The following is a 26,954-nucleotide window of genomic DNA, read 5'->3' as shown; positions in this document are numbered from 1 at the left end:
TCCCGGGGCGCCCAGCCTAATATGGCGTATCGGGATAGAGAATGCGCTCGGCTTGCCGATCAGCCACCTCGGCGGGTGATCGGCCTTCAGCTTTGCTTTGCGCAAAGACGCTGTCGAGCCGTTCGCCAATCTGCCGGACCCGCGCGGCGATCTCGCCGTGCGCCACGCCCCGGTGCGTCAGGGCCACATGCAACAGACCGCCAGCATTGATCACGTAGTCGGGCGCATAGAGAATCCCGCGCGCATCCAGCTGATCCGCCATATCGATATCGACCAACTGGTTGTTTGCCGCCCCGGCAACCGCAGCGCAGCGCAACAGGCCAATGCTGCGCTGATTGATAGCGCCGCCCAGCCCGCAGGGCGAAAAAATATCGCAGGGCGCCTCATAGACCGCTTCCAGAGCCAGCGGCTGCGCACCCAACTCCTCTTCGGCCAAACGGACCTTGCCGTGGTCCAAATCACTGACCATCAGCTCGGCGCCCTCGGCGTGCAGTAGCTGCGCCAGCGCATAACCGACATTGCCCAGGCCTTGTACGGTGATGCGCACCCCATTGAGGGTGTCCTGCCCGAGCCGCGCCCGCACAGCAGCGCGAATGCCCGCCAGCACGCCCAGCGCGGTATGCGGCGAGGGGTCACCGGCCTCGGTGGTACTGGTCACGTGGCTGGTCTGCTGGGCGATACAGTCCATGTCGGCGCTGCTGGTGCCGCTGTCCATGGCCGTAATGTAGCCACCGCGCAGGGATTCAATGCAGCGCCCGAAGGCTTCGAACAGCGCGGCGCGGTTGGCGACGTGCGGTGGCCGCAGGATAACCGCCTTGCCGCCACCCTGTTCCAGGCCTGCCAGCGCTGCCTTGTAGCTCATGCCACGCGCCAGCCGCATGGCATCGGCGATGGCATCATCCAAGCTGTTGTAGGGCAGATAGCGACAGCCGCCCAACGCCTGACCCAAGCCGGTGTGGTGAATGGCAACAACCGCTTCCAGCCCGGTTTGCTGATCACTGAAAAGATGCAGAGCTTCTAGCCGCTCCGACCGCATGGCTGCAAACATGAACGCCCTCCTGCTTTTCCACAGTGTCTGAAATAACCATACACACTAATTATGCTCATTGCCCGTGACGCTTTGGCAAACTTGCCGCCTGACCGAACCCGGAGATTGCACAATGCGTTGGATACTGCCCTTTTTTACCCTGATGCTGATGGTTGTTGTCAGCGTGCCCGATGCCGAAGCCCGCCGCATGGGTGGCGGCAAGAGTTTTGGCAGTACCCCTGCGCACCAGAGCCAACCGGCACAGCGCCAGCAAGCCCCCCGTGAGCAAGCCACAGGGCGCCAGCAACAGGCAGGCGCAGCAGCCAGCTCAGGCGCCAGCCGTTGGCTAGGGCCCTTGGCCGGCATTGCCGCCGGCGGCTTGCTGGCTGCCATGCTGTTTGGCGATGGCTTTGAAGGTATTCAGCTGTTCGACATCCTGTTACTGGGCCTGATTGCCTTTGTGCTGTTCAAGCTGTTCGCTCGACGCCCACAGGCCAGCCTGCAACCCGCCGGCGGTCCAGACATGCGCAGCGCACAGGCACCCGTCTTCAGCCGCACCGCAGCGGCCAGCGCCCCCGCCAGCAGCGCCGAGGTGCTGCGGGACGCACCGGCCTGGTTCGACGCCCCCCTGTTCTTGCGCGGTGCCGAGGAGCACTTTCATACCCTGCAGCGTCACTGGCGCGATGGCGACCGTGCCGCCATGGCCGAGTACCTCGACCCATCGCTGCTGCAAGTGTTGATGCAGACCCGCGAAGAGCAACCGCCGGCGGCCAACGGCTTTGTCGAGCAACTCAGCGCGCGCCTTGATGGCATCAGCCAGCAGGACGGACGGACCCTGGTAACGGTGAGCTTCAGTGGCCTGGATCGCGACTATCCGGAGCACGAGGGTGAGTGGTTTGATGAGAGCTGGGCATTGGAGCGCGCAGACGGTGAGAACCAGCCTTGGGTGATTGTCGGCATTCGCCAGAACGCATAACGCGAGCAGCGAAAAAACAAAAAGCCCGTTCCGGTTATGGTTCGGGCTTTTCTTTTGTCTGCACAACGATGGCGCCTAACGCCGCACCGGTCGCTTCTGCAATTTGCGCTGCAAGGTGCGGCGGTGCATGCCGAGCGCCCGCGCGGTGGCCGAGATATTGCCGTCGTGTTCCGCCAGTACGCGCTGAATGTGCTCCCACTGCAGACGGTCGACCGACATCGGGTGCTCCGGCACCAGGGTATCGGGGTCCGCCTGTTCGGACAGCAGTGCGGTCAACACATCATCGGCATCGGCAGGCTTGCACAAGTAGTTGCAAGCGCCGCGCTTGATCGCCTCAACCGCCGTCGCGATGCTGGAATAACCGGTGAGAATCACGATCTTCAGCTCCGGATACAGCTCCAGCAGGCGCGGCATCAATACCAGCCCGGAATCACCCTCCATCTTCAAATCGAGCACCGCGTAATCCGGCTGACGCTCGCGGGCGATCTGCATCGCCTCCTCGGCGCCACTGGCGGTATCTACCCGCAAGCCACGACGGCTCAAGGCCCGCGCCAGCACCCGTGTAAAGGTTGGATCGTCGTCCACCAGCAACAGCAACGGCTGCTCCTCCGGACTTAATTCATCACTCATGCCTGATCTCCTGTGCAATCGGCAATGTTACTTCAGTCAAGGTACCACCCTCACTCTGATTGAACAGCCTTACCGTACCGCCAATCCGCTCAACCGCCGCCTGACTGAGAAACAGGCCCAGACCGAAGCCCTTCTTGCCCTTGGTGGTGAGAAAGGCCGTGCCCAATTGCTCGGCGATGTGGAGCGGCACACCCGGCCCGCGGTCACGAATGTGCAGAGTGATGTAGCGCTGATCCCAGGCCAGACTGATACGCAGCTCCTCCGGGCAAGCATCAGCGGCATTGTTCAACAGATTGAGCATGGCCTGGCCAAGCTCCGGACTGGCCCGCAGGCTAGGAACATCACCAGGTGGGAGCGCGACCCACTGCCAGGAGACCTCCGGGCGCATCAGTTGCCAGCGTGCCAGCAGCGCGCGCAGCCAGTCATCCGCAGGCGCGACCCGCTCCGGCTGACGACGATTGTCTTCGGCGCTGCGCACCATATGTTGCAAGCTCTCCTTGCACAGCCTGACCTGCTCCTGCAGCACCGCCAAATCCTCCTGCAGCTCGGGCTCGGGATAATCCTTGCGCAGATCCTTGAGCAGCACACTCATGGTCGACAACGGCGTTGAAAGCTCGTGGGCAGCGCCGGCCGCCACGCTGGCAATACCCAGCAGCTGGGCGTCGCGGATACTCTGCTCGCGGCGCTCGGCCAGGTGTTCTGCGTGCTGACGCAAGGCATCGGCCATGCGCACCACGAACAGACTGATCAGCCCGGCGCTCATGGCAAAATTCAGCCACATACCGATGACATGCAGGCTCACCAGCCCCCCGCCCAGGGGCACATCAAAGGCCGTCAACGGCACATACCACACCAGCAGGGCGCTGTAGGAGGTCACCGCCACAATCGCCAGCACGGCGGTGAAGAACCACGGCAGCGTGGCCGCCGCGATGGTCAGCGGCACCAGGTAGTAGGATACAAAGGGGTTAGTCGGGCCGCCGGAGTAGTACAGCAGCACGCTGTGGATGAACATGTCGAACAACAACTGCAGGCCATACTCCAGACTGGTTACCGGCCAGTCGCGGCGCAGCCGCAAGAGAGTCAGAATGCTGACCAGTGCCGAACCGCCCAATGCCAGCAGCAGGGGCGTCCAGGGCAGCGGAAACCAGCCGCTGAGATAGGCCGCCATCACCGATACGCTTTGCGCCAATAGCACCAGCAGCCGAATGAGAATCAGCCGCCAGAGATTTTGGCGGGATGGCGACAGGGCCAAGGTATTGGGGCTCATGATTGATCGCATGGGTATGCCAGACTCCAGTATAGGCGCGCACTACGGCCGCTTCGCGCGACACAGGGTCGCACAAAGCAGCGATTCAGGGGAACGGGGAACCAGCGCAACGCCAATCTGTCTGATTCAGCAACATCAAGGAGACCTACTAATGCGTTCACTTCATCTTCCCTTGTCCGGCCTGTTTCTGGGCATGAGCTTGCTGGCTGCCACCGCGCAGGCCGAACCACTTCGCTACAACCAGGTATCCCTGCATGCGCAGGTCGAAACCTCGGTCAATCACGACAACATGAGCGTGACGCTATTCACCGAAGCGCAGAACGAAGACCCGGCCAAGCTCGCCGAACAGATCACTCGCACACTCAATGATGCCTTGAGCACTGCACGCAAGCAGGAGAAAGTCGAGGTCAGCAGCGGCAACCGTAGCAGCCAGCCGGTGTATGACGAGAAGCGCGAAAATATTATTGCCTGGCGTGAACGCGGAGAAATCGTGCTCGAAGGCAGCGACTTTGCCGCCATTTCAGCGCTGACCGGCGAGCTGCTGAGCGACCTGAGCCTTGCCGACATGCAGTTCAGCCTGTCGCCGGAAAGCCGGAGCAGTACCGAAGACGATCTGATTGCCGAGGCCATCGAGGCATTCAAGTCGCGCGCCAACATTGCTACCCGCAGCCTGGGCGGCGCTGGCTACAAGATCGTTAACCTGAATCTGAATACCCAGTTCATGCAACCGATGCGCTACCGCGGCCAGCAGAAAATGGCCATGGCTGCCGATATGGAAATGAGTGCACCGGCCGTCGAAGGTGGCCAGTCTGACGTGACTGTCAGTGCCGACGGCACCATCGAGATCCAGGGGCTTTAACCCCCGGGCATGCGCCCCGGATCAGGGGCGCATGAAAGCGTATTCTTCGTCTTCATCCAAGTTGTCAGCGAGAAATTTCAGCTCGCTGGCAATATCGTCCATGCTGCGCGCACGGCGATACACCGAAATCACCTCGGTCATCATCGCGCGAGCGAACGCCTGCTCGTCGTAACCCTCGCCTGCTGCCTGCTCGATACCCTGCGCCATCACCACTTTTGCCAATTTATATGCCGACATACCTGATCTCCTTGCAAAGAAAGACTGTATTTCACCACACCCCGAGCACGGCTGACGTTGATCTGGCTCAGGATTTGTCGTTGGAATCGAACGGCTCCTGCAGATAACGGTCGGTGTTGAAGGTATCGACCCAGTCGGGACAGAACACGATCAACGCGGCTACCGCGGTGCCATTAATGAAGCCTTCAGGGAACATCACCAGCAGCAGGTAACCCACCAGCTCCAGCATACTGGCCGGCGGCTGCAGCGACCCGGACCAACTGAGCAGCCCCATGCCGACCAGCACGGTGGCCACTGCGGCCAGCCCGGCGGCAAAAAAACCGCTGATAAAAATATAAAGGAACAGGTTACGTGGCTGAAAGGACTCCAGCGTACGACTGAGCAGCAGGGTCACCGCCACGGGTACCAACACCCGCAACAGTCCGTTCACCCCCAAGGCACCGATATCGTCGAAACCCAGCAGGCATAACCCGACCTGCGCCAGCGTGCCGGCCACAATTGCCAACGGCCAGTCGAGCATCAGCATCACCGCGGTCATGCCGATGAAATGCACCGTCAGGCCGTTATCAAACTCGCGGCGCACCAGCCATAGCGCAAACAGCGCAAACACGCTGCCGAAGAACAGGTGATGACGCCGCGTATCGGTGACCAGCTCTACCCAGCGAACCTGACACAGCGCTGCCAGGAGCGCGAACCCATACAGCAGCGTGCCCAGCAGCAACTGGACAGGCGTCAACAAGGCAGCAGAGAGCATGGGCACCTCCGAATCATCTGGCCCAGCATGATAGCAGGCACGTACCGGAAACTCAGCCGGGGCCGGCGCAGATGCAATAAGTGCAGCGGCGTACTAGAATGACCCCATAGTCAGTCAAGCCTCCGCGCAGCACAGTACTGCGCCGTCCACAAAAAGGTCATGTCATGTCCAGCCGCCTGAATCCGCAGGACCAGCAACGGGTAGACAGCTATCTGGAGTCACCGATACATCAAGTGCCGCGCCGCCCTTTCAAGGTGTGGATTCTGCTTGCTCTGGTCGCCGGCTCGGTGCTGATACTCGGCCTGCTCTCGCGCCTGCTCGGCCAGTTGGTGGTCGCTTAACGGACAAGCCCTTGCGCGCCAGCGGCTGATGACCCCTGCCCTGCCTTACAGCCTGACTGACGCCCGGCTTCTTATACTTGCGTGAGTAAAACCTATGTCCGACGCACCATCCGTTAGTCCGCCCACCCGTATCCTGATCGTTGGCGGCGGCGCCGGCGGCCTTGAGCTGGCCACCAGCCTGGGCCGTAAACTTGGCAAAAAAGGCAAAGCCAAGGTCACCCTGGTCGACACCAACATGACCCATATCTGGAAACCGCTGCTGCACGAGGTCGCAGCCGGCTCGCTCAATTCCACCGATGACGAACTCAACTACGTCGCCCAGGCCAAGTGGAACCATTTCAACTTTCAGCTCGGCGCGATGACCGGGCTGGATCGCGAGCAGCGCCAGATCACTCTGGCGCCACTGTTCGATGAACAAGGTAACGAACTGGTGGCCAGTCGCACCTTGGATTACGACTACTTGGTCATCTCGGTCGGCAGCACCACCAACGACTTCAATACCCCTGGCGCTGCCGAGCACTGCCTTTTCCTAGATACTCGTGCTCAGGCCGAGCGTTTTCATCGCGCCCTGCTCAATCAGTACATGAAAACCCAGGCGACCGACCTGCAGGTGCCGGGGCAGCAGATCAACGTCGCGATTATTGGCGCCGGCGCCACCGGCGTTGAACTGTCGGCGGAACTGCACCACGCCGCCCAAATGCTGCAGGCCTACGGTTTTGACCGCATCAAACCCGAAGACCTCAACATCAACATCATCGAAGCCAGCGAACGCTTGTTGCCGGCATTGCCCGAACGTATCAGCGGACCGGTTACCCAGGTGCTCAAAGACTTGGGCGTTAAGCTGCATACCGGTTCAGCGGTGAAGGAAGTGGCCGCAGATCGTCTGATCCTGGCCAACGGCGAAGAGGTGCCAGCAACGCTGAAGGTGTGGGCCGCAGGCATCCGCGCGCCAGTCTTTCTCACCACGCTGGGCTTGCCGACCAACCGCATCAATCAGCTGGAAGTCGAGCGCACGCTGCTGGTGAAGGGCGAGGATCGCATCTTCGCATTCGGTGACTGCGCAGCCTGCCCGATGGGTGACGAGGGCCGCTTCGTCCCGCCGCGCGCGCAGGCAGCCCACCAGCAGGCCAGCCTGCTGGCCAAAAACCTGCGCAAGATACTGGAAGGCAAGCCGCAGGAGGAATACAAGTATCGGGACTATGGCTCGCTGATCTCCCTCTCGAGCTTCAGCGCAGTGGGCAATCTGATGGGCAATCTGACCGGTAACGTGATGCTCGAAGGCCGCCTGGCCAGAATGTTCTACGTCTCACTGTACCGGCTGCACCAGATGGCGCTGTACGGCCTGCCACGCACCCTTATGCTGATGTTGAGCGACCAGTTCGGCCGCTCAACAGAACCCCGCCTGAAACTGCACTGAGGCGCTCAGGGGCGCGCCTCGGTGCGCCCCTCCCTGCCCAGCACTGAAAGCCCGCTCACCAGCCATATCAGCTTGCATACCTCTCCTGCGATGACAGCAAAATGCAGACGCGCAAAAGCACAGCACAGAACGCTGAAGCAGTGAAAAAATCAATTGTGATTGGTGCTAACGGGAAAGAGTGCGAGAGGACTACAGAGAGGTTTGAGTGGTGGGTCGTGTAGGATTCGAACCTACGACCAATTGGTTAAAAGCCAACTGCTCTACCAACTGAGCTAACGACCCATCATGCTCAAAAAAAGTGGTCGGGGTAGAGGGATTCGAACTCTCGACATCCTGCTCCCAAAGCAGGCGCGCTACCAGGCTGCGCTATACCCCGATCCTGCTTGAAGTGGCTCCGCGACCAGGACTCGAACCTGGGACCCAATGATTAACAGTCATTTGCTCTACCAACTGAGCTATCGCGGAATTACCTTCAAACGCCTCAACCTGGGCCGTGGTTGGTAACACATAACCCCTGCTGAGGCGCGCCATTTTACCGACCAGCACAAAGCTGTCAACCTTTTTTAAGCCTTTTATTTCAATACGCTATGACAACCCCCGCCCAGCTGCCCAGAAACACAAAACCCGCCGGAGGGCGGGTTTTGTCAAACGCTGCAGAATGCCGCTCAGCCCAGCTGAGGGCCAGCTGCAACGATACTGTCGGCCACGTCGAACTTCTTGAAGTTCTCGACGAACAGCTTGGCCAGATCAGCCGCTGCCTTGTCGTACGCTGCCGGATCTGCCCAGGTGTTACGCGGGTTGAGCAGTTTGGTCTCAACACCCGGAACCGCCTTGGGCACATCGAGGTTGATACCGGGCAGGTGCTCGGTCTCGGCACCGATCAGCGCGCCGGACTGAATAGCCGAAATGATGCCGCGCGTGGTCGGAATGCTGAAGCGGGTACCTTGGCCGTAAGAACCACCAGTCCAGCCGGTGTTAACCAGGTAAACCTTGCTACCGAAGGCGTTGATGCGCTTGATCAGCAGCTCGGCATACTCACCAGCCGGACGCGGGAAGAAAGGTGCGCCAAAGCAGGTTGAGAAGGTCGACTTGATGCCGCCACCGGAACCCATTTCGGTCGAACCCACCAGCGCGGTGTAACCGGACAGGAAGTGATAGGCCGCTTGCTCGTTGTTAAGGATGGATACGGGAGGCAGTACGCCGGTCAGATCGCAGGTCAGGAAGATAATGGCATTGGGTTCACCGGCACGGTTGGCTTCAACACGCTTCTCGACGTGCTCCAGCGGGTAGGCGGCGCGGGTGTTCTGGGTCAGGCTGACATCGGCGTAGTCGGCGGTACGGGTGGCAGGATCGATCACCACGTTCTCGACGATGGAACCGAACTTGATGGCATTCCAGATCACCGGCTCGTTCTTCTGCGACAGGTCGATACACTTGGCGTAGCAACCACCTTCGATATTGAACACGCTGCCTTCAGCCCAGCCGTGCTCGTCATCACCAATCAGATTGCGCGACTCGTCGGCGGACAGGGTGGTCTTGCCGGTGCCGGAGAGGCCGAAGAACAGCGTGGTGTCGCCGTCATCACCGACGTTGGCGGCGCAATGCATCGGCAGCACATCCTTGGCCGGCAGCAGGAAGTTCTGAACCGAGAACATTGCCTTCTTCATTTCACCTGCGTACTGCATGCCGGCGATCAGTACCTTGCGCTGGGCAAAGTTGAGAATCACGCAGCCATCACTGTTGGTGCCATCGCGCTCAGGCTCACAAGTGAAATGAGGTGCATTGAGGATCTGCCAATGCTCCTTGCCGGCCGGATTGTAGGTTTCCGGGTTGATGAACAGCGTGCGGCCAAACACATTGTGCCAGGCAGTCTCGGTTTCCATGACGACCGGCAGGTAATGCTCGGGATCTGCCCCCACGTGAACGTGTGACACAAAGCTTTCACTGGCGCCGAGGTAGGCTGCAACACGATCCCACAGGGCATCGAACTTGTCGGCCGGGAACTTGCGGTTGATCGGCCCCCAGGCCACAGCATCCTGGGTGGAAGGCTCTTCCACGATAAAACGATCCATCGGAGAGCGGCCGGTACGTTCGCCAGTCTTGACTACCAGTGCGCCGTTATCAGCCAGCTGGCCTTCCTTGCGCTGAATAGCCAGCTCAATCAGCTGAGCAACGCTCAGGTCGGTGTACACAGTGTTGGTAGCTTGCGTCATCAAACATAGTCCTCTTCGACTTAGACCGAATATTCCATAAAGACCGACAATCCGGCCTCAGCACGTGGGGGGGGTGTAAGGTTTATTTATCATCCATTGATACAGCGCCGACACTGCGCGCAGGCGCGCCATTATGCCAAAAAAAATCACAACACGCTAAGCGTCGTCTTTCCGCTGGTCAGTGCAGCTGACGGGCGTGCTCATCGGCGGCGGCAAAGAGCGCCTCGACCGCCGGTTCATCATAGCGATAACGCGCATTGCAGAACTGGCAGTCCACCTCTATCTCACCGCCCTGTTCCCGCAGCAATTCGAGCACATCGGGCTTGCCCAGACTCACCAGCGCGTTGCCCGAGCGCTCGGCTGAACAGCTGCATTCAAAACGCAATGAGCGTGCGTCAAAGAGTCGCAGCGGATCTTGATGAAACAAACGGTGTAACACCGTTTCATTGTCCAGACCAATAAGCTCTTCCGCACTCAGCGTATCAGCCAGCACGTTGAGATGTTGCCAGGTGGCGGCGCGCTCCTCCGGATCAGGCTGGCGGTCAACCGGTAGTGCCTGCAACAGAAAGCCGCGCGCCATGCGGCCATCGGCCTGCAGGCGAAACCGCGTGGGTAGTTGCTCGGAGTTGGCAAAGTAGCCGTCCAGCGCCGTCGCCAGTGAACCGCCCTCCAGTGACACTATGCCCTGATAGCGCTGCCCGTTATCAGGGTCGATGGTGATGGCCAGCACACCGCCGGGCATCAGCTCATCAAGCCCGCTGCCCTGCAGGTCGTCGGCGTAACGGGCGATACCGCGTACCGCCTGATCACTGGAACATTCGACCATCAGCGTGGAGACAGGGCCTTCAGACTTGGCCTGCAACACCAGCAAACCGTCGAACTTGATGGTGGTAGAGAGCAGGACCGCTGCGGCGAGCAACTCGCCCAGCAGCGCCTTGACCGGTTCGGGATACGCATGTTTCGCGAGAATCTCGCGATAGCTTTGATCTGCCGAGACCATTTCGCCCCGTACATCAGCGTTCTCGAAGAGAAATCGTTGGGTAATATCCTGCGACGCCATGCTGGACTCCTCGCAAAAGGCGGAATTATAACCAATCAGTCGTCGCTAGGTGCATTACGTTCATCGCGGAAACGATGAATCTGGCGACGCTGTTTCTTGGTCGGCCGATGCTCGCTGATCAGCCCACCCGCGCCCAACGCCTTGCGCTGCAGGGCTGCAGCCTCGCGGCGGGTAATACTCTCGTCACTTTCGGCATACAGCGTCTGGGCCTCGGGGGCACCGCGGCGCTGCTCGCTCAGCACCAGTACTGACACATCACGCACGTCGAAGCCCTGGCGTATCTGCAACTGATCGCCAACACGAATTTCCTTGCTGGGCTTGCAGCGCTCGCCCTGACACTGCACCTTGCCACCCTCGATAGCGGCCTTGGCCAGCGACCGCGTTTTAAAGAATCGCGCAGCCCAGAGCCATTTATCCAGCCGCACCTTGCCATCTTGCTGCATAAGGTCTGTACTCCCCTTTCGGCCTGCAGTTTAACAGGCTTGTCGAAACCCGTGCGTTACCGCATGATGCGCGCCATTGGCCCAGGGTCTGGAGAAACAGCCATGAAAACCTTTGACCATTTGACCGTAATTGGCCTGCGCGAGTGGGTCGGGTTGCCGGCGCTCGGCATCGATCAAATTCTCGCCAAGATAGACAGTGGCGCCAAGACTTCTTCGCTGCACGCCAGCAATATTGAAACATTTGAACGCGACGGTGAGACTTGGGTGCGCTTTGACGCCCACGTTGGTAGCCGCAGCAAGCAGCGCACCCGCCAGTGCGAAGCGCAACTGATAGAACTCAAACGAGTCAAAAGCTCGAACGGCCACCTGCAGGAGCGCCACACCATTCGTACGCAGATGGTGCTCGGCGACAAGTGCTGGCCGGTGGAATTTACTCTGACCTGCCGCAAGGCCATGCGTTATCGCATGCTGATGGGCTGTACCGCTATGCTCGATGGCAACCTGGTCATCAACCCAGGGTTACGCTTCGTGCAGGACAAGCCGCAAACCCAAGAATTTGCCTGAACCCACACTGGCACCCCCAACACCGCACCAAGGCTTTAAAGGAAACACCATGAAAATCGCGGTCCTGTCACGCAACCCCAATCTGTACTCTACCCGCCGCCTGGTGCAGGCGGCGACCGAACGCGGCCATGAAATTCGCGTGATCGACACCTTGCGTGCCTATATGAATATCGCCAGTCACAAACCTTCGATCCACTACAAAGGTCAGGAACTGGAAGGGTTCGATGCGATCATTCCGCGCATCGGCGCCTCTATTACCTTTTACGGCTCGGCGGTGCTGCGCCAATTTGAAATGATGGGCGTGTACCCGCTGAATGAGTCGGTGGCCATCAGCCGCTCCCGTGACAAACTGCGCTCACTGCAACTGCTCGCGCGCAAAGGCGTAGGCCTGCCGGTCACCGGCTTCGCCCATTCGCCGGATGATATTCCAGACCTCATAAACATGGTCGGCGGCGCCCCGCTAGTGATCAAGCTGCTGGAAGGCACCCAAGGCATCGGCGTGGTCATGTGCGAAACGGAAAAGGCCGCCGAATCGGTACTGGAAGCCTTTATGGGGCTCAAGGCCAACATCATGGTGCAGGAATACATCAAAGAAGCCGGCGGCGCAGACATTCGTTGCCTGGTCGTCGGCGACAAAGTCATCGCGGCGATGAAACGTCAGGCCAAGCCGGGCGAGTTTCGCTCCAACCTGCACCGCGGCGGCAGCGCCAGCCTGATCAAGATCACCCCGGAAGAGCGCATGACCGCCGTACGTGCGGCCAAGGTCATGGGACTGAACGTGGCGGGTGTCGACATCCTGCGCTCCAACCATGGCCCGGTGGTGATGGAGGTCAACTCATCACCCGGCTTGGAAGGCATCGAGTCGACCACAGGCAAGGATGTCGCCGGCCTGATCATTCAGCACATAGAAAAGAACTGGCGGCCCAACAAGACTAGCACCAAGGGGTCTGGCTGATCGCCAGGACCGGCCTCCCGGCGAAACCCCTGCACTTCGATCGGGGCGACAGGTGACTGCGGGATTATGCTTTTCGGGCTCTTATTCGAGCCCGGAGATCAGGACCGCGTAATCTTCAACCGCGTCAAATTCTTCGGTATCGCGCGCAGCGCCGCGACTATCGGGCTCACGTACCGCCAGCAGATGAGCTATACCGTACTCTCCCGCCGAGCGTAGCACGCCCAGACTGTCATCAATGAAGAGCGCGCGATCAGGGTCGAACGGCATATCGGCCTGCAGCGCTTGCCAGAAGCTCTGAGTTTCCTTGGGATAGCCGTAGTCGTGCGAACTGATCAAGCGCTGGAAATAGGTCCGCAGCTCGATACGTTCCATTTTCAACGACAGCGAATCCCGGTGCGCGTTGGTGATCAACACCACCTGCTTGCCGCTGCGCTGGAGTGCCTGCAAAAACGCCTCGGCGCCGGGGCGCAGGCTGATCAGGTGGGCAATCTCACGCTTAAGCTCAATGATCGGCATGCCCAGCTCACGGGTCCAGTAATCCAGACAGTACCAGTCGAGCTGCCCCTGGATGCTGCGCATCATCGGATAGACCTCGGCCTTGGCCCATTCCAGCGTCTGCCCATGATGGTGGGCGTAACTGGCGGGCATGTGCTCCAGCCAGAAATGGTTATCAAAGTGCAGATCCAGCAGGGTGCCGTCCATATCCAGCAGCACGGTATCAATCTCGTTCCAATTCAGCATATACGGTCGATCGGCAGTTGGGCTTGGGCTTCAGGTGCGGCTATGATACCCAAGCACCAGGCCAATCACCACGGAGTCCGCATGCCGCAAAAGCCAGAAACCCTCGAAGCTCGCATTGTTGCCAAGAGCCGCCTGTTCACCGTCGAGCAGGTACAACTGCGCTTCAGCAATGGAGTGGAGCGTACCTACGAGCGGCTGGTCAACAAGGGGCAGGGTTACGGCGCCGTGATGGTGGTGGCCCTGCAGGATGCGCGCACTGCTTTGTTGATTGAAGAGTACTGTGGCGGCATGGACAGTTATCAGCTGTCGCTACCCAAGGGCCTGGTCGAGCCCGGCGAAGACGTGCTTGAAGCCGCCAACCGCGAATTGATGGAAGAAGCGGGCTTTGGTGCCGAGCAACTGGAACTGCTCACCAAGCTCTCATTGTCACCCGGCTATATGAGCCAGGAGATCAGCGTGGTACTGGCGCGCAATCTCTATGAGAAGCGCCTGCCCGGCGATGAGCCCGAGCCAATCCGCGTCGACAGCATTGACCTCTACCAGCTCAGCGAGCTGACCCAGCGCGAGAATTTTACCGAGGGCCGAGCGCTGGCCGCACTCTATCTGGTGCGCGATCTGCTGGAGCAACGCGGCGAACTCACGCGCTGAGCCTGTAACAAACCGGCCCTGCGCCGGTCAGATGGTTATCCGGCAGGTCTACCCTGCCCTTGTTTCTCTGTGACGGGAGCCGCTGATGTTTTTTCAACGCACACCTGAATACAAGCTACGCATGCCGACCGCCGAAGAGGCGCTGCCCGGCCGCGATCAACCTCTCTCGACCAGCACCACTCACAGCGTCCTCGGCACCCCCATCCAACCGCCATTCCCCGAGGGCATGCAGCAATTGATTGTTGGCATGGGATGCTTCTGGGGTGCTGAGCGCCGCTTCTGGCAGGTACCGGGCGTTTACACCACCGCAGTAGGTTATATCGGCGGACTCACGCCCAATCCGACCTACGAAGAAGTCTGCTCAGGTCGCACCGGGCACAACGAAGTGGTGTTGGTGGTCTTCGACCCGGAACAGGTAAGTCTGGAGCAACTGCTGAAGGTATTCTGGGAATCCCACGATCCGACTCAGGGCATGCGCCAGGGTAACGATACCGGCACCCAGTACCGCTCAGGACTTTATGTGACTGACATGGCGCAGCGCGCCAAAGCCGAAGTCAGCAAGGCGCTGTTCTCCAATGCGCTGGAAGACGCTGGCAAGGGCAGCATCACCACTGAGATCATGCTGGCACCGACCTTTTACTATGCCGAGCCCTACCACCAGCAGTACCTCGACAAGAACCCCGGTGGCTACTGTGGCCTGGGTGGCACCGGCGTGTGCCTGCCAGGCTGAGCGACTAGCGACGCCTCAGCCCTGACTGAGACGCCGCAACGTCAGCCCGGCCAGCTCGGCCACCTTGCGCAGCACCGACAACTGGGTGTCCGCCATCGGCCGGCCAGACAAGCGCATGTCGACATACAGCACGCCGACCTGACGCTCGCCTGCCAACACCGGTGCCACCGCAAAGGCGCCTTCGCCAACTTGCTCGAGCAACAAATCGCCGAGCGGTTGGTCCGCCAGTTCGAAGGGGGTAACAACTTGCATACTGCGCTGCTTGAGCGCCCTGGCAAAAGCGAGCGTTGAGGTCGGATCATGTGGCAGGGTAAAGCCTTGAAGCCAGCCCTCGCTGCCCTTGCCCGCGACCTTGCGCGCCTTGAAGCAGCTTTGCCGCTCCGCCAGCACAGCCAGCATTACCCGCTCGAAACCCGCCCCCCGGTGCAGCGCCTGCATCAAGCTGGACAGCGCGGAATCAACATCGGTAGGCATACGCGCCATCAAACGCAGGTTTTGCAGCGACAATTTGAGCAGTTCAAGGTCGGGTTGCAGCAACGGTGCGTCATCCATTGGCACGATTGGCCTGACCTCCTGAGCGGACGATTCACGCTGCATCTGCAGCAAATCCGATAGATCCAGCGGCAGGTCGTCGGTACGGGGAATCCAGGCTTTGAGATCGCTATTGGCGCAGGTACCCGCAATGCGCACGGCCTCCTCGCCACTGCCCAGCATCTGCCGCCAGGCTTCCTCGGGCGGCAAACCGGTCAGACTGCCGATGGGTTCGATCAACGCCTGTACGGCCGGACTGGTCCAGCCATCTGCGGCCACCGCGTCCGCCAGTTCCGCACCCAGAGCCACGGCGATGGCTGCCGGGCCGCGTGCGGCCTGACTGGCCTGCACCAACTGGCCGATTTCGCCCATATTCCAGCTTTTCAACAGCCCCAGGGTCAACTGATCAAAACCGGTACCCAACATACGTTTGACCAGTTTCTCGCGATCCACCGAGACATCAGCCAATGCGCCAACCAGCTCATCCGCCGGCTTGCCGCCGCGGCTCCAGAAAGCGAGCTCACCCAGGTTCAGCAACAGGGTGGCGATAAAGACCTCTTCCTTTTGCTGTTGACAGACGTGCTGCGCCAGATTGCGCGCCTGGACCGCGCCGTGAAAGGAACGCGCAAGCAGGGACTGCAACTGCTCGCGCGGCGACTCCTTCAGCAGTCCGTCGAGCAGACTGACCGACAAACCGATCATGCGAACCTGATCAAAGCCCACCACCACCACTGCGCGCGAAATGGTCCGCACGACTTCCCGGCCCGGATTGCAATACACGCTATTGCTGACCCGCAACACCTTGGAAGTCAGGGAAGCATCGCGCATCAGCACCTCGGCCAACTGGCGAACCGACGCCGTGGTCGATTGCGACAACCTCAGCAGGTCGTGCACCACCACGGCCATGGCGGGCAGCTCGGCATTATTCAGCTCATCTATCCACGACCTGAGGCCGTGGGTTTTATTATTCACGCTCGCCACCTGCGCCTTCATCTCACACCAAATGATAGCAATATAACATTCAACTATGCCTGTCAGTGCCCTCCGTTACCAGCTCGCAACAGACGCGTGGTTTCTATCGTTTATTGCTCCTTATACAATAGCCGCATGCTCACCCCTCGACTGAACATACATCATTATCCCATCGCGGCTGCCAGTCACACGCATGCCGACCACAGCCAATTGGTATTCGGCTTACACGGCACGCTCGATCTGGAGTTCGCCGGGCGGGGCGCCTGCGTCGACAGCGCAGCGGTGGCCATTATTGCACCCGGCGAGGATCACACTTTCCTCAGCCGCGACAACGGCCGCTGTCTGGTGCTGGATGTTGCGCCACACCAACCACTCGAGGGCCTGGTGCTGGGCAGCGATCAGCAACGGCGGCTGCTGGAGAGCGCTGCGTTGCGCGCACTCAGCCCACAGCAAAGCAGCCTGGTATGCAGCCTCGCTGATCTCATCAGCCGTCAGCCGGGCCTGGCCACAGCAGGTGCGAGCCTGCTACTGGCGAGCTTGCTGCAACAGCCTGCCAGCAGCGGGCGCCTGCCAAGGGCCGCACTGGATGCTTACATAGAGGCGCATGTGGCGGAAAAAATAACCGTGAGCGACCTTGCACGAGTGGCCCACTGCTCGCCCTCACGTCTGCGCCACTGGTTTGCCCTGGAATTTGGCTGCAGCCCGACCGACTACCTGCGCGTGCGTCGCCTGCGGCTGGCGCGGCAGCTACTTGAGCGTGGCCGCGAGCCGGTCGCTCTGGTTGCTGAGCGTTGCGGCTACATCAGCCAGAGCGCCTTTGCACAGGCATTCAAGCATCAGTGGGGGCTGTCACCCCGGGCAGCTCGGCAACAAGCCGGTACTAGACGGCAATAACAGGCGACTGACGACAATTTTCGCGCAGCTGGCGACAGTAGCGGTCGGCACGGATAGCTACACTGAGAGCCCATTGACCGCTACTGATTGAGCCAGATGCCCGAACTTACGCACCAGCGCGCCCTGATCTACATGCATATTGCCGCCCTGCTGTTTGGCTTGACCGGCATCTTCGGCAAACTGGCCAGCGTTGGCCCCGACGTGATCGTGCTGGGCCGCGCGCTATTCGCGGTACTGGCGCTAATGATGTTCGCCCGCTATTTTCGACATGCCATGCTACGCGGGCTCAGTCCCGTCCGCTTGCTGCAGCTCGGCGCGTGCGGCGTCTTTCTGGGCGTGCACTGGCTAACCTTTTTCCACGCCATCGACCTGTCCGGTGTAGGCATTGCGACCCTCGGCTTTGCCAGCTTCCCCGCCTTTGTAGTGTTGCTGGAATGGCTGATGTGGCGCGAGCAGCCCAGTCGGATGGATATGCTCAAGGTCACTTTGGTCTGCATAGGATTGATATTGGTGCCGCCGAGCTTCGATCTGCAGCAGCGCGGCGCCGCCGGCCTGGCATGGGCACTGTTGTCAGGCTTTTGCTTTGCTGCGGTTTCGGTCGGCAATCGGCTGACTAGTGGCAAACTGCACCCAGTGCAGATTGCTTGCTGGCAGAACGTCGTGATCGCACTCTGTTTGCTGCCGTTCAGCAGCAAGGCAATGCTGCAGATGCCGGCGCTGGATTGGCTATGGATCGCCCTGCTGGGAGTGCTTTGTACGGGTGTTGCACATGGTCTGTTCGTCACCAGCCTGACTGCACTGAAGGCAAGGGTGGCGTCACTTTTCTTCGCGCTAGAGCCGGTCTACGGCATCCTGCTGGCGTGGTACCTGTTTGGCGAAGAACCCAGCCTGCGGATGCTGCTGGGCGGCGTGCTGATCATTAGCGCGCTCATGCTGGTACAGCGCGCGCCAAAACCGGCCTGAGCCCTGGCTAACGCGGCGGCTCAGGCACATCTTCACTGCCCGGTGTTTCAATCAGCTGCACCCAGTGCGGCAACACTCTCAGCCGCGCTGCCGCCAGCTTCAGACAGACCAGCAGCGGCACCGCAATTAGCACGCCAACCACACCCCAGACCCAGCCCCAGGCAATCAGCCACAGCATCAGAATCAGCGGGTTCAGGCGCATGTTGCGACCGAGCACCGTTGGCGTGATGAACTGCGCCTCCACCAGATTGATGCTGAAGTAAATGAGCACCGGCAACAGCGCGGTCAGTACTGGGCCGTACTGCACCACCCCGGCCAGACACAGAACGGCAAGGCCGATAATCGGACCAACGTAGGGCGCGAAATTCAACAGCGCGACCATGACTCCCCATAACAACGCATCTTCAACCCCGAAGGCCCAGAGCGCCAAACCAGTCACCACACCCAAGGCTGTATTGATCACACTAACGGTCAAGATGTACCGGGACAGCTCATGCTGCACTTCGGCCAGCAGATCGTTTGCAGCCTCCTTGTCACGGACCTGCGGGAAGACATGAATGAAGTTGCTGTACAACAAGGGCCCGAACACCAGCATGAACAGCACCAGAATCACGAACGTCGTGAATTGCGCCAGCACCAGCGGCGTAGCGCCCAGTAACTGGACCATCAACTCGACACCGCCCTGCATGACACGGTCCGAGACGGCGTTTTCAGATGAGGCTGGCTGCACCGGTGCCGGCGATTTATTTTCCTTAGCCTCCTCCGGCTCATCGTCATCGCGGAACCAGCCGAACAGTTTAAAACCTTCTTTTTCCTGGATTTCCAGCTGCTTGGGTGCGGGTTGTACGGGTGCCTGCGCCTTGTTGGGCGAGAGTTTTTCGCTGAACTCATCCAGCTCATCGGTCAGCTGCGCCGACAGCTCAGGAATACGTTTGACCCATTTCTCCGCCGGTTCGGCCAGTTGCATGCCCAACAGCGAGAACGGCACGCCAATCAGCGCCAACAGTATCAAGGCGGAAAGCACTCGGGGGATGTGAAACCGCTTAAACAGCCCTACCAAGGGGCTCAATAACAGTGCGAAGAGCGCCGCCACTACGACCGGCAGCAACAGCGTCTTGGCAAAATACAGGGTATAGATAATGGCCAGTGCAAGCAGCCAGTACAGCGCCATTTGCACTGGGGGCACCTTCTTGCGCGGCCCGGTTATCTCCTCGATTTCATTCTCCGGAGCCTCCTGCTCCAGTTGGCTCATTCGCGCGCTCCCAAGGAGCGACCTAGATTGAAAGCGCTCTGCGCCATCGGGAACAGTCGCACCCCTGTGAGGCCCAGCGTATAGGTGCGCCCAATACCCATTCGGTTGGCGATCACGCCAATCAGCGCACCACCGCCCAGCAAAAACAGCGGCGGAACTCGGCCCAGCGTATGCCGCGTGTGCTGCGCCAGCATACTGACAACCTCGGCACGCAGATTAAACTGACGATCCAGTTGGTCTATCTTTTCAATTAGTTGTTGGCGGCTCACCTTGCACTCCTTGCAGCAAACGTCTGGCATGGGCCTTGGTACGGCGGAAACCCAATTGCCTCCGATAGCGCAGCCCCAGCCACAACAGCGCGGCGACGACAATCAGTTGCATGACAGCAATGGTCGCCAGCCCACCCGCCACCGACGTAGTGGACTCGTATACCAGCCACCCGGCCAGCACACTGAGCGACATCCAAGCCAACAACAGCATGGGCACCAAGGCCAAGGTAACCAGCACCAGACGCCGGGCATCGCCCAGCGTCAGTTGCAGCTCAAGCCGAAACAGGTTGGCCAGCTCACCACCTGCCGCCAATGAGTGCTGGAACCACGCCGTGAGCTGTTCCAGCAGCTCCTGTGGCAGAGCCTCATGCTGTGACTGTGTGCTGTCTGCCGCCGACTGCTCATCAGGCTCCTGCGGTGGCGGTTGTTGTGCGGCAGAGGCGTCACTCATTTGCGGGACAGTACCTGCGAGATAACGAAGCCGGCGACAAAAGCGATACCCAATGTGGCCAACGGTTTCTCCTTCATGTAGGAACTGGCTTGGGCGCTTAACACCTCAGCCTTTTCCCGTCCCTTTATCATCTGCTCAACCGCATCATGCTTGAGATCAACACCCGCAGCCTCGGCCGCCAGCTTGAAGTGACTCTTGGCTTCCAGCAGCTTTTCATAGGCATCGGAAACCGCCGCCTTGCTGGCAGCCAATTCCTTTTCCTTGCTGGTGGTAGTGCTTGCGGTGTTTGCTGAACTTGCAGTCGCCATGGTGGTTCTCCTTGTTCTTTCAAACAGTATGGGACGCCCCATTGGAACGCCCGTGCTTATCCAGACCCAGCCTAATACACAGACTGCAACGGCGCCATGCGGAGCCTCGAAGCACAGGCCATGCACTGGCTTTATCATTCGCCATTCGCGCTGACGAAACCCGACTTTGCCGTCTTTACCTGCAGCTGATAAGAAATCAACCTGCGTCTGTCCAACGATGCAGCGGCGTCAGACTGTGCCAGACTGATATGACCAGCAACAACGACGCCGTACTGAAATTACGACCGGATATCGCGCAGCGAGTTCAGCCTGTCTGCGCGCAGCGTGATCCGGCACACACCCCATCAGCAGGAAGAACGCATGAAAACCGCTACCGAATTCGACATCATCGTCTACGGCGCAACCGGCTACACCGGACGCCTGGTCGCTGAATACCTCAGTCAGGAATACGCCAATGACAAGACGCTGCGCTGGGCCATGGCAGGCCGCAGCCAAGCCAAGTTGGAAGCCGTGCGCGACGAGATCGGCGCCCCCGCCGATATACCGCTGGTGGTTGCCGACACTGAAGACGCCGCCAGCCTGAAAGCCATGGTTGAGCGTACCAAGGTCGTGCTGACCACCGTTGGCCCCTATCAGCTGTACGGCTCCGAGCTGGTTGCAGCATGCGCCGCCGCCGGAACCGATTATGTAGATCTGTGCGGCGAGCCAGCCTGGATGCGCCAGATGATTGATGCCCACGGTGACACGGCAAAACAGAGCGGTGCGCGCATCGTATTCTCCTGCGGCTTCGACTCCATCCCATTCGATCTGGGCGTGTACTTCCTGCAGCAGGCCGCGCGCCAGCAGCTGGGCAAAACCTTGCCGCGCGTCAAGGGCCGGGTACGCAAGATGAAAGGCACCTTCTCCGGCGGCACCGCCGCCAGTCTCAAGGCCACGCTGATTGCCGCCAAGCAGAACCCGGAGATCTATCAACTGCTGGGCAATCCTTTCGCGCTGACCCCCGGTTTCACCGGCCCGGCGCAACCACCGGCAGCCAAGCCCGAGTTTGACGAGTCGCTCGGCAGCTGGGCCGCGCCCTTTATCATGGCCGCCATCAACACGCGCAACGTGCATCGCTCCAACGCGCTGCTGGGTCACGCCTACGGTGAAGACTTTGTCTATGACGAGATGCTGCTTACCGGCCCTGGCGAGCAGGGTGAGAAGATTGCCAACGCGGTGGCAGGCGACAAATCACTGTCTGGCGATTCGGCGCCCAAGCCGGGTGAAGGTCCGAGCAAGGAAGAGCGCGAAACCGGCTTCTATGATGTGCTGTTTATTGGCGAAGGCAATGGCAGCGAGAAACTCATGGCCAGCGTCTCCGGCAAGCGTGATCCGGGTTATGGCTCAACCTCGCGGATGATTGCCGAGAGCGCCATCTGCCTGGTGCGCGATGCCACCGATACCGCAGGTGGTATCTGGACCACCGCGCCGGCAATGGGCGATAAGCTAATCAAGCGTCTGCAGGAGCATGCCGGCCTGACCTTCAAGCTGGAATCCTGATTCATCACACAAGGCGGGCACAACGCGTGCCCACCTTGTGTGTCAGGGTTCGCCCGCCAACCAGTCCAACCGATAACTGCCCTCGCCCGACTGCGCCAAGGTGCGCGACAACCAAGGCAATACCTGCTCCAACTCCTCCCAGATCGGCCATGGCGGATTAACCAGAATCAAACCCGAGCCGTTAAGCCCCAGCTGGTTATCCACCGGGCGAATATTCAACTCGACCCGCAAGGCCTTGGGTACGCCGGCATCGGCAATCTGCTGATAGAACTCACGCAGCAGGCGCTGATCCTTGATCGGATACCAGAGTGCAATCACCGTCTGGCGCATACGTTGGATGGCGATCTGCACCGCGCTGACACAGCGCTGCAGGTCATCGGTTTTCTCAAACGGCGGATCAAGCAACCACAGCGCGCGCTTCTCCGCCACCGGCAAAAACGCCTTGGGCAACTGGTAGCCGTCACGCTGATGCACTGCCACCTGATCGCTGTAGGCAAAATGCTGTTTGAGCGTCTCGGCATCGTCGGGGTGCAGCTCGCTGAGGATCATGCGGTCCTGCGGGCGCAGCAAGTCGGCGATAAATTGCGGCGAGCCAGGATAGAAACGCAGGCTGTCGTCCTCGTTATGCGCCGCTACCGCAGCGCGAAAGTCTCCGAGCCACAACGGCAGATCGTCGCGCTGCCACAGTCGGCCGATGCCATCCTGAAACTCACCGGTTTTGCCGGCACTTTCACCTTGCAGATCATAGAAAGCGGTACCGGCGTGGCTGTCGAGGTAACACAGCGGCGCTTCCTTGCGCTGCATCAGCTCGAACAGGCGGCGCAGCAAAGCGTGCTTGAGAACATCGGCGTGGTTGCCGGCGTGATAACTGTGACGGTAGTTCATTCGGGGTCTGCGCTATGGCTGTGCGTGTGGCGGGCATTCTAGCAGGCCGAACCAAGTGTAATCAGCTGCCGACCAACTATTAAGCTCTGTATGTCGCCTACCCGCCAGCAGGTAGGATTCGCTTTCAAAAATGCTGGACCTGCAACGCTCTTTGAATCGCCACCACTGATGCAAGGCGGATAAAAAGCAAGACTTGCCCCCAATTCTCTGCTGATGTCCGTCAGATCACGCTGAAAGTCATCGGCGCACGCAAACACAACCTGACGATTATGGCCTCTCTGTACGATATGGTGCGGGTAGTTCGGCAGCACCATGCGACCCATCCTGGGCATCTACATTCTCCTTGAAAATAAATCTGTTCCCTTTTTTTGCTTTTTCCGTTTATACCCGGGGCGGTTCAAGTTGCTTTTGCACCATCAGCCTTTTATGCGCTCTAAGAACTCGACCATTGCCTGTGGATCACGCTCCACAAGCTCTTCAATCAAATCTTCCGCTGCCCAATGCAGAATCATGTCCCCTCCCCCCCCCATCCTTGCAGAGGATGAGATCACGTGACAAAGAAGAGTCAACAACATTGACTTCTCTATCATTGAGTGCCATCAGACCGCCGTAACCATCATAAGGAATGACCCAGTAAAAGCGCTCGTTCTCTATCCAGTAAATCCCAAACACCTGTACAGGCTCTGCTCGCCCAATTTCGCGAATAATCATATCCACATCACTCAATAGTCCTACCGGGCTGCAGCATAGGGGGCAGCTGCTGCGGCGTAGTAATTTTCATATCGTATGCTTTTCCGGTTGCGGAGTTGTATTGGTAGTGGAGGGTTATATTTTCTCCGCTAGGCAGACGGTGGCTTACTTCCTTTTTTCTCCACCCCTCACTCCGCGGGAAGTCTTTGTCGCCCGCTAGTTTTGTATCACGACCGGCTGAGGGATGTTCTATCACTCTGTTCCACAAAGTCTGTTCGTTCAAATCTCTTGGCGTCGTTGACTGATAGCTCTTTGCTGTTGAATGCGTTGCATAGTCTGGAAGGCCAGCAATCAATGGGGTCAGAGTGATTGATTTTTTGCGGTATCTGCGACTGGGTCAAACTGATGCTGAAGGAAAGTACCTATACAGGTCACTAGTTCGAAGCACGACACCGTAGCAAGACATCAAGCCAAGCCATGACGTCACGAACAAATACTGGGGCTTGGGCGAGCAACAGTTTAGACCAAAACAGGGCGGCGGGCGAGACAACGGGGACAGGGCTGAGGTAGAAAGTCTGCTGTGTTTCAGAGCATAAAATCAATGACACTGACCCCATTGGTTCTGCGGTTCCCAAGTGCCTTAGTGTTGCTTCATCAATAACTACGCCTTTTTCGTCGATGACTTTTCGGAACTGCTCATCAACAAGATAGGCCTGAGCTTCGGCTAGGCGACGCTCAGCTTCAGCAGGGCTGATTCCTAGTTCCTCTGCCAACATCTCTGCCTGGCCTTTGATCAACTTCACTTCTTCTGGGTGCAACTGTCGGTTGTATGCGGTGGCGTTCTTCGCAAGCTCTGCAGCCTTGGCGTAGTCTCCGCCGGTGGCTGTAGCTGAGGCGATACCGATCAACTGAGATACCGCAAGCTCCAGACTCTTATCGTCCTTGATTACGCCGGCCAACTGCTCGATCAAAGCTTCATTGGCCCCGGCTGCAAGCGCACCTGTTTCAAAGTCACCACCGGTGGCTTCGTTAAGCATTCCACCGACGATAGCGTGCAGCGCAATTTTTTCTGGGCTGCCGTCCACCCACCCGTTAGCAGTAGAGGCGTTGCCGACAGCATTGAATCCAGTAGCCTGCAACAGGTGGTAGACCTGATTGGTGAGGGACAGCTGTAAGTTTTCACCCAGACTTCCACCATTGACCGCAGTCTGCGCGACCGCTTGAACAGATCCCTGCGCTCCCAGGTATGCACCGAACTCGATAAAAGGGGACAAGAAAAGGGGACAGATTTATTTTTCGCGCTTCCTCGGCCTGCCTTGGCCCCTCATCTCGAGCCGAGCGCCAGTAATTCGCTCTATTTCATCGATAAAACGACCCCGCCAGTCAACTGGCATCGGTTTACCGCTTCGCGAATCAGCCTTAATTCATTATCTGGAATACCGGCACTCACAAACTGCTCATATCGCTCCTGCCGACCAGATGCTGTCGGGGCCAGATATTCATAACAGGGGTGCACATCGAGCAGGCCACTGATAGGCGACGACTGCATCCTGTACGGGAAGCTTGACCAAGGGTAATCCGCTGCCCGCCCAACCATTCTTGCCCTGACCGGGTTAAGCTCTATGTATCGACAACACGCCAGCAGGTAGGATTCGCTATCAACGATGCTGGATTTGTAACGCCCTTCCCATAACGTACCAGAGCGTCCTTCCAGGCGATTGCGGTAACGGGTAGCCCTGGCGGCCAATGCTTTCATGAGCTGGCCAAGGCCAGATGCGCTCTCCGGGCAGACCAATAGATGAACATGATTGGTCATCAGGCACCATGCATAGAGTTTGATGCCACATTGCAATTTTAGCTCTCTGATGTCCGTCAGGTAGCGCTGAAAATCATCGGCGCACGCAAATACTACCTGACGGTTGTGGCCACGCTGCACAATATGGTGCGGGTAGTTCGGCAGAACCATGCGACCCATCCTGGGCATCTACATCCTCCTTAAAATAAATCTGTCCCCTTTTCCTCTTCATTTAACCCAATCATCTCACGTCACTCCGCAAGGCTTTCATATTCTATATAACCAGGATAATTACACTCGCCAAGAATAAAATAATCCAACCAATCAGGGGACTTGCTAGAAGCGCGAGCAAACATGCTAAAGCTTTTGCAATCATCACTCTTGAAAGGTTTAACAATGTCGTAGCACTTACGGCTCATTAGCGTAGCAAACTTTGATGGCTCTGCATCTCTCAACCCATCAAGGCGGGGATCTAAAATCAGACCACGGCACATTATTGTGACTTCAATGTCTGACTCTAGTGAAATTTCCGATATTAGCTCCATTGCAAGAGCATGCCGACCCAACTCGGCATGAATTATTGCAATTTCATCTGGCGCACTTGAGTGTGTACCAGCCCGCACAGACAGGGCGCTGATCCGCTGCTCCAGTATTTGACTATATTCTTCTGTGCCAGTCTCTATTCTTTCAGACAAAGCAAGAAGCGCTATATTATAAGGTACAGACACATCAAACTTAAACTCGGCTTTAATAAACCCCTCTCTGGCGATTCGCACTGCCGAGCGCAGCAAGTCGGTTGAGTGCTGAGTTTCAACAATCTGAGCAGCCGCTATGTATCCGTAGGCAGCTCGCATGTAGTTTAGCCCTTTTTTCTTATCGCCCTCATTCATCTCCAGACTGATATATTCATTTATCAGAGACTCCCCTAACTCCAAAAAAGCCGGATCATCAAAATCTTTCAGCTGTGCTTCCATCATTCGTGCAGCCCCCCTTCTCAAGGTTGCTGTATCACGGAACCTGCCGCCCAGCATTACTTCACGATAGTGCTCCACTCCTTCAATCGTATTAGTCACGAGCGCAGCTTTACAAGATTCTTCAGACTGGAATTTAACCCATGCCAACTGGTCGACCGCGTTAAACAACTGATAATCGGTATACTCATCTTGCATCTTCAAAGCATGTAAATATTTATAGGGCGGGAGCTCATGATACTCTGAACAGCCTTTCTCCAGTCGAGTTATTTGAACAACAACATCAAACTTACCCTCACTAGCACTTGCTGAAGGCGTTAATAACCAAAGAAAAAATAGAAAAAAACTAAAGATATGACCACACTTCATTTTCCATACTTTTTGGCATGTGGTTGTAAAATAAACGATCACTAGCTCACTCCCGAACCCTTAAAATTGGCGCAACACTTAGAACAAATAACAAAAGGGCAGATTTTTTCCGGTAAAAAAGGGGCAGGGCGGTCTCAATGACCAAGTGCAACACCTAAAGTAAGGTGTTGCCATGTCAAATCACTACACACATTTGCGCATTG

The 26,954-nt window shown here is 58.5% G+C and carries 29 protein-coding genes, 3 tRNA genes and 2 pseudogenes; 11 read left to right on the top strand and 23 right to left on the bottom strand.

Annotation, left to right across the window (positions count from 1 at the left end; genetic code table 11):
- Window positions 1-16: 16 nt before the first annotated feature.
- Complete coding sequence (locus V7747_RS17515; protein ID WP_335617300.1) at window positions 17-1,048, bottom strand: Leu/Phe/Val dehydrogenase; 1,032 nt, start codon at window positions 1,046-1,048, stop codon at window positions 17-19.
- 112 nt (window positions 1,049-1,160) lie between these two features.
- Between V7747_RS17515 and V7747_RS17510 the strand changes: the two genes are divergently transcribed.
- Window positions 1,161-2,003, top strand: coding sequence for a Tim44 domain-containing protein (locus V7747_RS17510; protein ID WP_335617299.1), 843 nt, complete (start codon window positions 1,161-1,163; stop codon window positions 2,001-2,003).
- 75 nt (window positions 2,004-2,078) lie between these two features.
- On the opposite strand, the gene V7747_RS17505 is transcribed toward V7747_RS17510, so the two are convergent.
- Together V7747_RS17505 and V7747_RS17500 are read right to left on the bottom strand one after the other, a co-directional pair.
- Window positions 2,079-2,633, bottom strand: a complete 555-nt coding sequence (locus V7747_RS17505; RefSeq protein ID WP_335617298.1) for a response regulator transcription factor — start codon at window positions 2,631-2,633, stop codon at window positions 2,079-2,081.
- On the bottom strand, window positions 2,626-3,900 hold the full coding sequence (locus tag V7747_RS17500; protein WP_442909295.1) for an ATP-binding protein: 1,275 nt from the start codon (window positions 3,898-3,900) through the stop codon (window positions 2,626-2,628). Before V7747_RS17500 ends, V7747_RS17505 begins: the two co-directional genes overlap by 8 nt.
- A gap of 151 nt (window positions 3,901-4,051) precedes the next feature.
- On the opposite strand from V7747_RS17500, the gene V7747_RS17495 reads away from it, so the two are divergent.
- Entirely contained in the window at window positions 4,052-4,759 is a 708-nt protein-coding gene (locus V7747_RS17495; RefSeq protein ID WP_335617296.1) for an SIMPL domain-containing protein, read from the top strand.
- Window positions 4,760-4,780: 21 nt separating this feature from the next.
- On the opposite strand, the gene V7747_RS17490 is transcribed toward V7747_RS17495, so the two are convergent.
- Together V7747_RS17490 and V7747_RS17485 are read right to left on the bottom strand one after the other, a co-directional pair.
- The gene (locus tag V7747_RS17490) at window positions 4,781-4,996 is read right to left on the bottom strand and encodes a hypothetical protein (RefSeq protein ID WP_335617295.1); all 216 of its coding nucleotides are present in this window, start codon (window positions 4,994-4,996) and stop codon (window positions 4,781-4,783) included.
- A gap of 67 nt (window positions 4,997-5,063) precedes the next feature.
- A complete protein-coding gene (locus V7747_RS17485; protein WP_335617294.1) occupies window positions 5,064-5,750 on the bottom strand; it encodes an energy-coupling factor ABC transporter permease in 687 nt (228 codons plus the stop codon).
- A 164-nt stretch (window positions 5,751-5,914) separates the two neighbouring features.
- Here V7747_RS17485 and V7747_RS17480 point away from each other — a divergent pair, with 164 nt between their 5' ends.
- Both V7747_RS17480 and V7747_RS17475 read left to right on the top strand, forming a co-directional pair.
- Window positions 5,915-6,091: a DUF3094 family protein gene (locus V7747_RS17480; protein WP_335617293.1), complete on the top strand. Its 177-nt coding sequence runs from the start codon at window positions 5,915-5,917 to the stop codon at window positions 6,089-6,091.
- A 94-nt stretch (window positions 6,092-6,185) separates the two neighbouring features.
- Window positions 6,186-7,508, top strand: a complete 1,323-nt coding sequence (locus V7747_RS17475; RefSeq protein WP_335617292.1) for an NAD(P)/FAD-dependent oxidoreductase — start codon at window positions 6,186-6,188, stop codon at window positions 7,506-7,508.
- Between the two features lie 206 nt (window positions 7,509-7,714).
- Here V7747_RS17475 and V7747_RS17470 read toward each other — a convergent pair.
- The 6 genes from V7747_RS17470 to V7747_RS17445 all read right to left on the bottom strand — a co-directional run bounded on the left by V7747_RS17470 (window position 7,715) and on the right by V7747_RS17445 (window position 11,224).
- Window positions 7,715-7,790: transfer RNA gene (locus V7747_RS17470), tRNA-Lys, on the bottom strand.
- 17 nt (window positions 7,791-7,807) lie between these two features.
- A tRNA-Pro gene (locus tag V7747_RS17465) sits at window positions 7,808-7,884 on the bottom strand.
- Window positions 7,885-7,897: 13 nt separating this feature from the next.
- Window positions 7,898-7,973, bottom strand: a tRNA-Asn gene (locus V7747_RS17460).
- Window positions 7,974-8,173: 200 nt separating this feature from the next.
- A complete protein-coding gene (locus V7747_RS17455) occupies window positions 8,174-9,721 on the bottom strand; it encodes a phosphoenolpyruvate carboxykinase (protein ID WP_335617291.1) in 1,548 nt (515 codons plus the stop codon).
- Window positions 9,722-9,899: 178 nt separating this feature from the next.
- Complete coding sequence (gene hslO / locus V7747_RS17450) at window positions 9,900-10,781, bottom strand: Hsp33 family molecular chaperone HslO (protein WP_335617290.1); 882 nt, start codon at window positions 10,779-10,781, stop codon at window positions 9,900-9,902.
- A gap of 35 nt (window positions 10,782-10,816) precedes the next feature.
- A complete protein-coding gene (locus V7747_RS17445) occupies window positions 10,817-11,224 on the bottom strand; it encodes an RNA-binding S4 domain-containing protein (RefSeq protein ID WP_335617289.1) in 408 nt (135 codons plus the stop codon).
- Window positions 11,225-11,326: 102 nt separating this feature from the next.
- On the opposite strand from V7747_RS17445, the gene rimB reads away from it, so the two are divergent.
- On the top strand, window positions 11,327-11,788 hold the full coding sequence (rimB, locus tag V7747_RS17440; RefSeq protein WP_092285794.1) for a retropepsin-like aspartic endopeptidase RimB: 462 nt from the start codon (window positions 11,327-11,329) through the stop codon (window positions 11,786-11,788).
- 49 nt (window positions 11,789-11,837) lie between these two features.
- The gene (gene rimK / locus V7747_RS17435; protein WP_335617288.1) at window positions 11,838-12,743 is read left to right on the top strand and encodes a 30S ribosomal protein S6--L-glutamate ligase; all 906 of its coding nucleotides are present in this window, start codon (window positions 11,838-11,840) and stop codon (window positions 12,741-12,743) included.
- Window positions 12,744-12,824: 81 nt separating this feature from the next.
- Here rimK and yrfG read toward each other — a convergent pair whose 3' ends face one another.
- The gene (yrfG, locus tag V7747_RS17430) at window positions 12,825-13,484 is read right to left on the bottom strand and encodes a GMP/IMP nucleotidase (protein WP_335617287.1); all 660 of its coding nucleotides are present in this window, start codon (window positions 13,482-13,484) and stop codon (window positions 12,825-12,827) included.
- 81 nt (window positions 13,485-13,565) lie between these two features.
- Here yrfG and nudE point away from each other — a divergent pair, with 81 nt between their 5' ends.
- Together nudE and msrA are read left to right on the top strand one after the other, a co-directional pair.
- Window positions 13,566-14,132 (top strand): ADP compounds hydrolase NudE, encoded by a 567-nt coding sequence (nudE, locus tag V7747_RS17425; protein ID WP_335617286.1) that lies wholly within the window; start codon window positions 13,566-13,568, stop codon window positions 14,130-14,132.
- Between the two features lie 82 nt (window positions 14,133-14,214).
- Window positions 14,215-14,862 carry a peptide-methionine (S)-S-oxide reductase MsrA gene (gene msrA, locus V7747_RS17420; protein WP_335617336.1) on the top strand — a complete coding sequence of 216 codons (648 nt, stop codon included), beginning with the start codon at window positions 14,215-14,217 and terminating at the stop codon, window positions 14,860-14,862.
- A gap of 15 nt (window positions 14,863-14,877) precedes the next feature.
- On the opposite strand, the gene V7747_RS17415 is transcribed toward msrA, so the two are convergent.
- Window positions 14,878-16,365 (bottom strand): HDOD domain-containing protein, encoded by a 1,488-nt coding sequence (locus tag V7747_RS17415; RefSeq protein ID WP_335617285.1) that lies wholly within the window; start codon window positions 16,363-16,365, stop codon window positions 14,878-14,880.
- 135 nt (window positions 16,366-16,500) lie between these two features.
- Between V7747_RS17415 and V7747_RS17410 the strand changes: the two genes are divergently transcribed.
- Together V7747_RS17410 and V7747_RS17405 are read left to right on the top strand one after the other, a co-directional pair.
- Entirely contained in the window at window positions 16,501-17,259 is a 759-nt protein-coding gene (locus tag V7747_RS17410) for a helix-turn-helix transcriptional regulator (protein ID WP_335617284.1), read from the top strand.
- A 96-nt stretch (window positions 17,260-17,355) separates the two neighbouring features.
- Window positions 17,356-18,222, top strand: a complete 867-nt coding sequence (locus V7747_RS17405) for a DMT family transporter (protein ID WP_335617283.1) — start codon at window positions 17,356-17,358, stop codon at window positions 18,220-18,222.
- A gap of 7 nt (window positions 18,223-18,229) precedes the next feature.
- Here the strand turns inward: V7747_RS17405 and V7747_RS17400 are convergent, their stop codons facing one another.
- Genes V7747_RS17400 through V7747_RS17385 form a run of 4 tightly spaced genes read right to left on the bottom strand, consistent with a single transcriptional unit; the run spans window position 18,230 to window position 20,502 of the window.
- The gene (locus V7747_RS17400) at window positions 18,230-19,474 is read right to left on the bottom strand and encodes an AI-2E family transporter (RefSeq protein ID WP_335617282.1); all 1,245 of its coding nucleotides are present in this window, start codon (window positions 19,472-19,474) and stop codon (window positions 18,230-18,232) included.
- Window positions 19,471-19,743, bottom strand: coding sequence for a hypothetical protein (locus V7747_RS17395; protein WP_335617281.1), 273 nt, complete (start codon window positions 19,741-19,743; stop codon window positions 19,471-19,473). Before V7747_RS17395 ends, V7747_RS17400 begins: the two co-directional genes overlap by 4 nt.
- Window positions 19,721-20,194 (bottom strand): hypothetical protein, encoded by a 474-nt coding sequence (locus V7747_RS17390; RefSeq protein ID WP_335617280.1) that lies wholly within the window; start codon window positions 20,192-20,194, stop codon window positions 19,721-19,723. Before V7747_RS17390 ends, V7747_RS17395 begins: the two co-directional genes overlap by 23 nt.
- Complete coding sequence (locus V7747_RS17385) at window positions 20,191-20,502, bottom strand: hypothetical protein (protein WP_335617279.1); 312 nt, start codon at window positions 20,500-20,502, stop codon at window positions 20,191-20,193. Before V7747_RS17385 ends, V7747_RS17390 begins: the two co-directional genes overlap by 4 nt.
- Window positions 20,503-20,862: 360 nt before the next feature.
- Here V7747_RS17385 and V7747_RS17380 point away from each other — a divergent pair, with 360 nt between their 5' ends.
- The gene (locus V7747_RS17380) at window positions 20,863-22,041 is read left to right on the top strand and encodes a saccharopine dehydrogenase family protein (protein ID WP_335617278.1); all 1,179 of its coding nucleotides are present in this window, start codon (window positions 20,863-20,865) and stop codon (window positions 22,039-22,041) included.
- A 42-nt stretch (window positions 22,042-22,083) separates the two neighbouring features.
- Here V7747_RS17380 and V7747_RS17375 read toward each other — a convergent pair whose 3' ends face one another.
- The 6 genes and pseudogenes from V7747_RS17375 to V7747_RS17350 all read right to left on the bottom strand — a co-directional run bounded on the left by V7747_RS17375 (window position 22,084) and on the right by V7747_RS17350 (window position 26,793).
- Window positions 22,084-22,926 carry a 23S rRNA (adenine(2030)-N(6))-methyltransferase RlmJ gene (locus tag V7747_RS17375; RefSeq protein WP_335617277.1) on the bottom strand — a complete coding sequence of 281 codons (843 nt, stop codon included), beginning with the start codon at window positions 22,924-22,926 and terminating at the stop codon, window positions 22,084-22,086.
- 212 nt (window positions 22,927-23,138) lie between these two features.
- Window positions 23,139-23,258 (bottom strand): annotated as a pseudogene (locus V7747_RS17370) (transposase); the annotation flags it as partial.
- Between the two features lie 145 nt (window positions 23,259-23,403).
- Window positions 23,404-23,637: a hypothetical protein gene (locus V7747_RS17365; protein WP_335617276.1), complete on the bottom strand. Its 234-nt coding sequence runs from the start codon at window positions 23,635-23,637 to the stop codon at window positions 23,404-23,406.
- 413 nt (window positions 23,638-24,050) lie between these two features.
- A complete protein-coding gene (locus V7747_RS17360; protein WP_335617275.1) occupies window positions 24,051-24,890 on the bottom strand; it encodes a DUF637 domain-containing protein in 840 nt (279 codons plus the stop codon).
- A 15-nt stretch (window positions 24,891-24,905) separates the two neighbouring features.
- A pseudogene (locus V7747_RS17355) lies at window positions 24,906-25,600 on the bottom strand (transposase).
- Between the two features lie 62 nt (window positions 25,601-25,662).
- Complete coding sequence (locus V7747_RS17350; RefSeq protein WP_335617274.1) at window positions 25,663-26,793, bottom strand: hypothetical protein; 1,131 nt, start codon at window positions 26,791-26,793, stop codon at window positions 25,663-25,665.
- Window positions 26,794-26,954: the final 161 nt, after the last annotated feature.

The organism is Halopseudomonas sp. (genome assembly GCF_036960865.1).
Taxonomy (GTDB): domain Bacteria; phylum Pseudomonadota; class Gammaproteobacteria; order Pseudomonadales; family Pseudomonadaceae; genus Halopseudomonas.
This window is presented reverse-complemented; position numbering and strand designations above follow the sequence as displayed.

What these genes read in the sequence shown, in the direction of transcription:
- V7747_RS17375 (WP_335617277.1), bottom strand. Translation starts at nt 22,926, where the DNA reads ATGAACTACCGTCACAGTTATCACGCCGGCAACCACGCCGATGTTCTC.
- nudE (WP_335617286.1), top strand. Translation starts at nt 13,566, where the DNA reads ATGCCGCAAAAGCCAGAAACCCTCGAAGCTCGCATTGTTGCCAAGAGC.
- V7747_RS17410 (WP_335617284.1), top strand. Translation starts at nt 16,501, where the DNA reads ATGCTCACCCCTCGACTGAACATACATCATTATCCCATCGCGGCTGCC.
- V7747_RS17490 (WP_335617295.1), bottom strand. Translation starts at nt 4,996, where the DNA reads ATGTCGGCATATAAATTGGCAAAAGTGGTGATGGCGCAGGGTATCGAG.
- V7747_RS17515 (WP_335617300.1), bottom strand. Translation starts at nt 1,048, where the DNA reads ATGTTTGCAGCCATGCGGTCGGAGCGGCTAGAAGCTCTGCATCTTTTC.
- V7747_RS17380 (WP_335617278.1), top strand. Translation starts at nt 20,863, where the DNA reads ATGAAAACCGCTACCGAATTCGACATCATCGTCTACGGCGCAACCGGC.
- V7747_RS17485 (WP_335617294.1), bottom strand. Translation starts at nt 5,750, where the DNA reads ATGCTCTCTGCTGCCTTGTTGACGCCTGTCCAGTTGCTGCTGGGCACG.
- hslO (WP_335617290.1), bottom strand. Translation starts at nt 10,781, where the DNA reads ATGGCGTCGCAGGATATTACCCAACGATTTCTCTTCGAGAACGCTGAT.
- V7747_RS17475 (WP_335617292.1), top strand. Translation starts at nt 6,186, where the DNA reads ATGTCCGACGCACCATCCGTTAGTCCGCCCACCCGTATCCTGATCGTT.
- V7747_RS17405 (WP_335617283.1), top strand. Translation starts at nt 17,356, where the DNA reads ATGCCCGAACTTACGCACCAGCGCGCCCTGATCTACATGCATATTGCC.
- yrfG (WP_335617287.1), bottom strand. Translation starts at nt 13,484, where the DNA reads ATGCTGAATTGGAACGAGATTGATACCGTGCTGCTGGATATGGACGGC.
- V7747_RS17445 (WP_335617289.1), bottom strand. Translation starts at nt 11,224, where the DNA reads ATGCAGCAAGATGGCAAGGTGCGGCTGGATAAATGGCTCTGGGCTGCG.
- V7747_RS17400 (WP_335617282.1), bottom strand. Translation starts at nt 19,474, where the DNA reads ATGAGCCAACTGGAGCAGGAGGCTCCGGAGAATGAAATCGAGGAGATA.
- V7747_RS17480 (WP_335617293.1), top strand. Translation starts at nt 5,915, where the DNA reads ATGTCCAGCCGCCTGAATCCGCAGGACCAGCAACGGGTAGACAGCTAT.
- V7747_RS17510 (WP_335617299.1), top strand. Translation starts at nt 1,161, where the DNA reads ATGCGTTGGATACTGCCCTTTTTTACCCTGATGCTGATGGTTGTTGTC.
- V7747_RS17385 (WP_335617279.1), bottom strand. Translation starts at nt 20,502, where the DNA reads ATGGCGACTGCAAGTTCAGCAAACACCGCAAGCACTACCACCAGCAAG.
- V7747_RS17390 (WP_335617280.1), bottom strand. Translation starts at nt 20,194, where the DNA reads ATGAGTGACGCCTCTGCCGCACAACAACCGCCACCGCAGGAGCCTGAT.
- V7747_RS17500 (WP_442909295.1), bottom strand. Translation starts at nt 3,900, where the DNA reads ATGAGCCCCAATACCTTGGCCCTGTCGCCATCCCGCCAAAATCTCTGG.
- V7747_RS17505 (WP_335617298.1), bottom strand. Translation starts at nt 2,633, where the DNA reads ATGAGTGATGAATTAAGTCCGGAGGAGCAGCCGTTGCTGTTGCTGGTG.
- rimK (WP_335617288.1), top strand. Translation starts at nt 11,838, where the DNA reads ATGAAAATCGCGGTCCTGTCACGCAACCCCAATCTGTACTCTACCCGC.
- rimB (WP_092285794.1), top strand. Translation starts at nt 11,327, where the DNA reads ATGAAAACCTTTGACCATTTGACCGTAATTGGCCTGCGCGAGTGGGTC.
- V7747_RS17455 (WP_335617291.1), bottom strand. Translation starts at nt 9,721, where the DNA reads ATGACGCAAGCTACCAACACTGTGTACACCGACCTGAGCGTTGCTCAG.
- V7747_RS17365 (WP_335617276.1), bottom strand. Translation starts at nt 23,637, where the DNA reads ATGATTATTCGCGAAATTGGGCGAGCAGAGCCTGTACAGGTGTTTGGG.
- V7747_RS17495 (WP_335617296.1), top strand. Translation starts at nt 4,052, where the DNA reads ATGCGTTCACTTCATCTTCCCTTGTCCGGCCTGTTTCTGGGCATGAGC.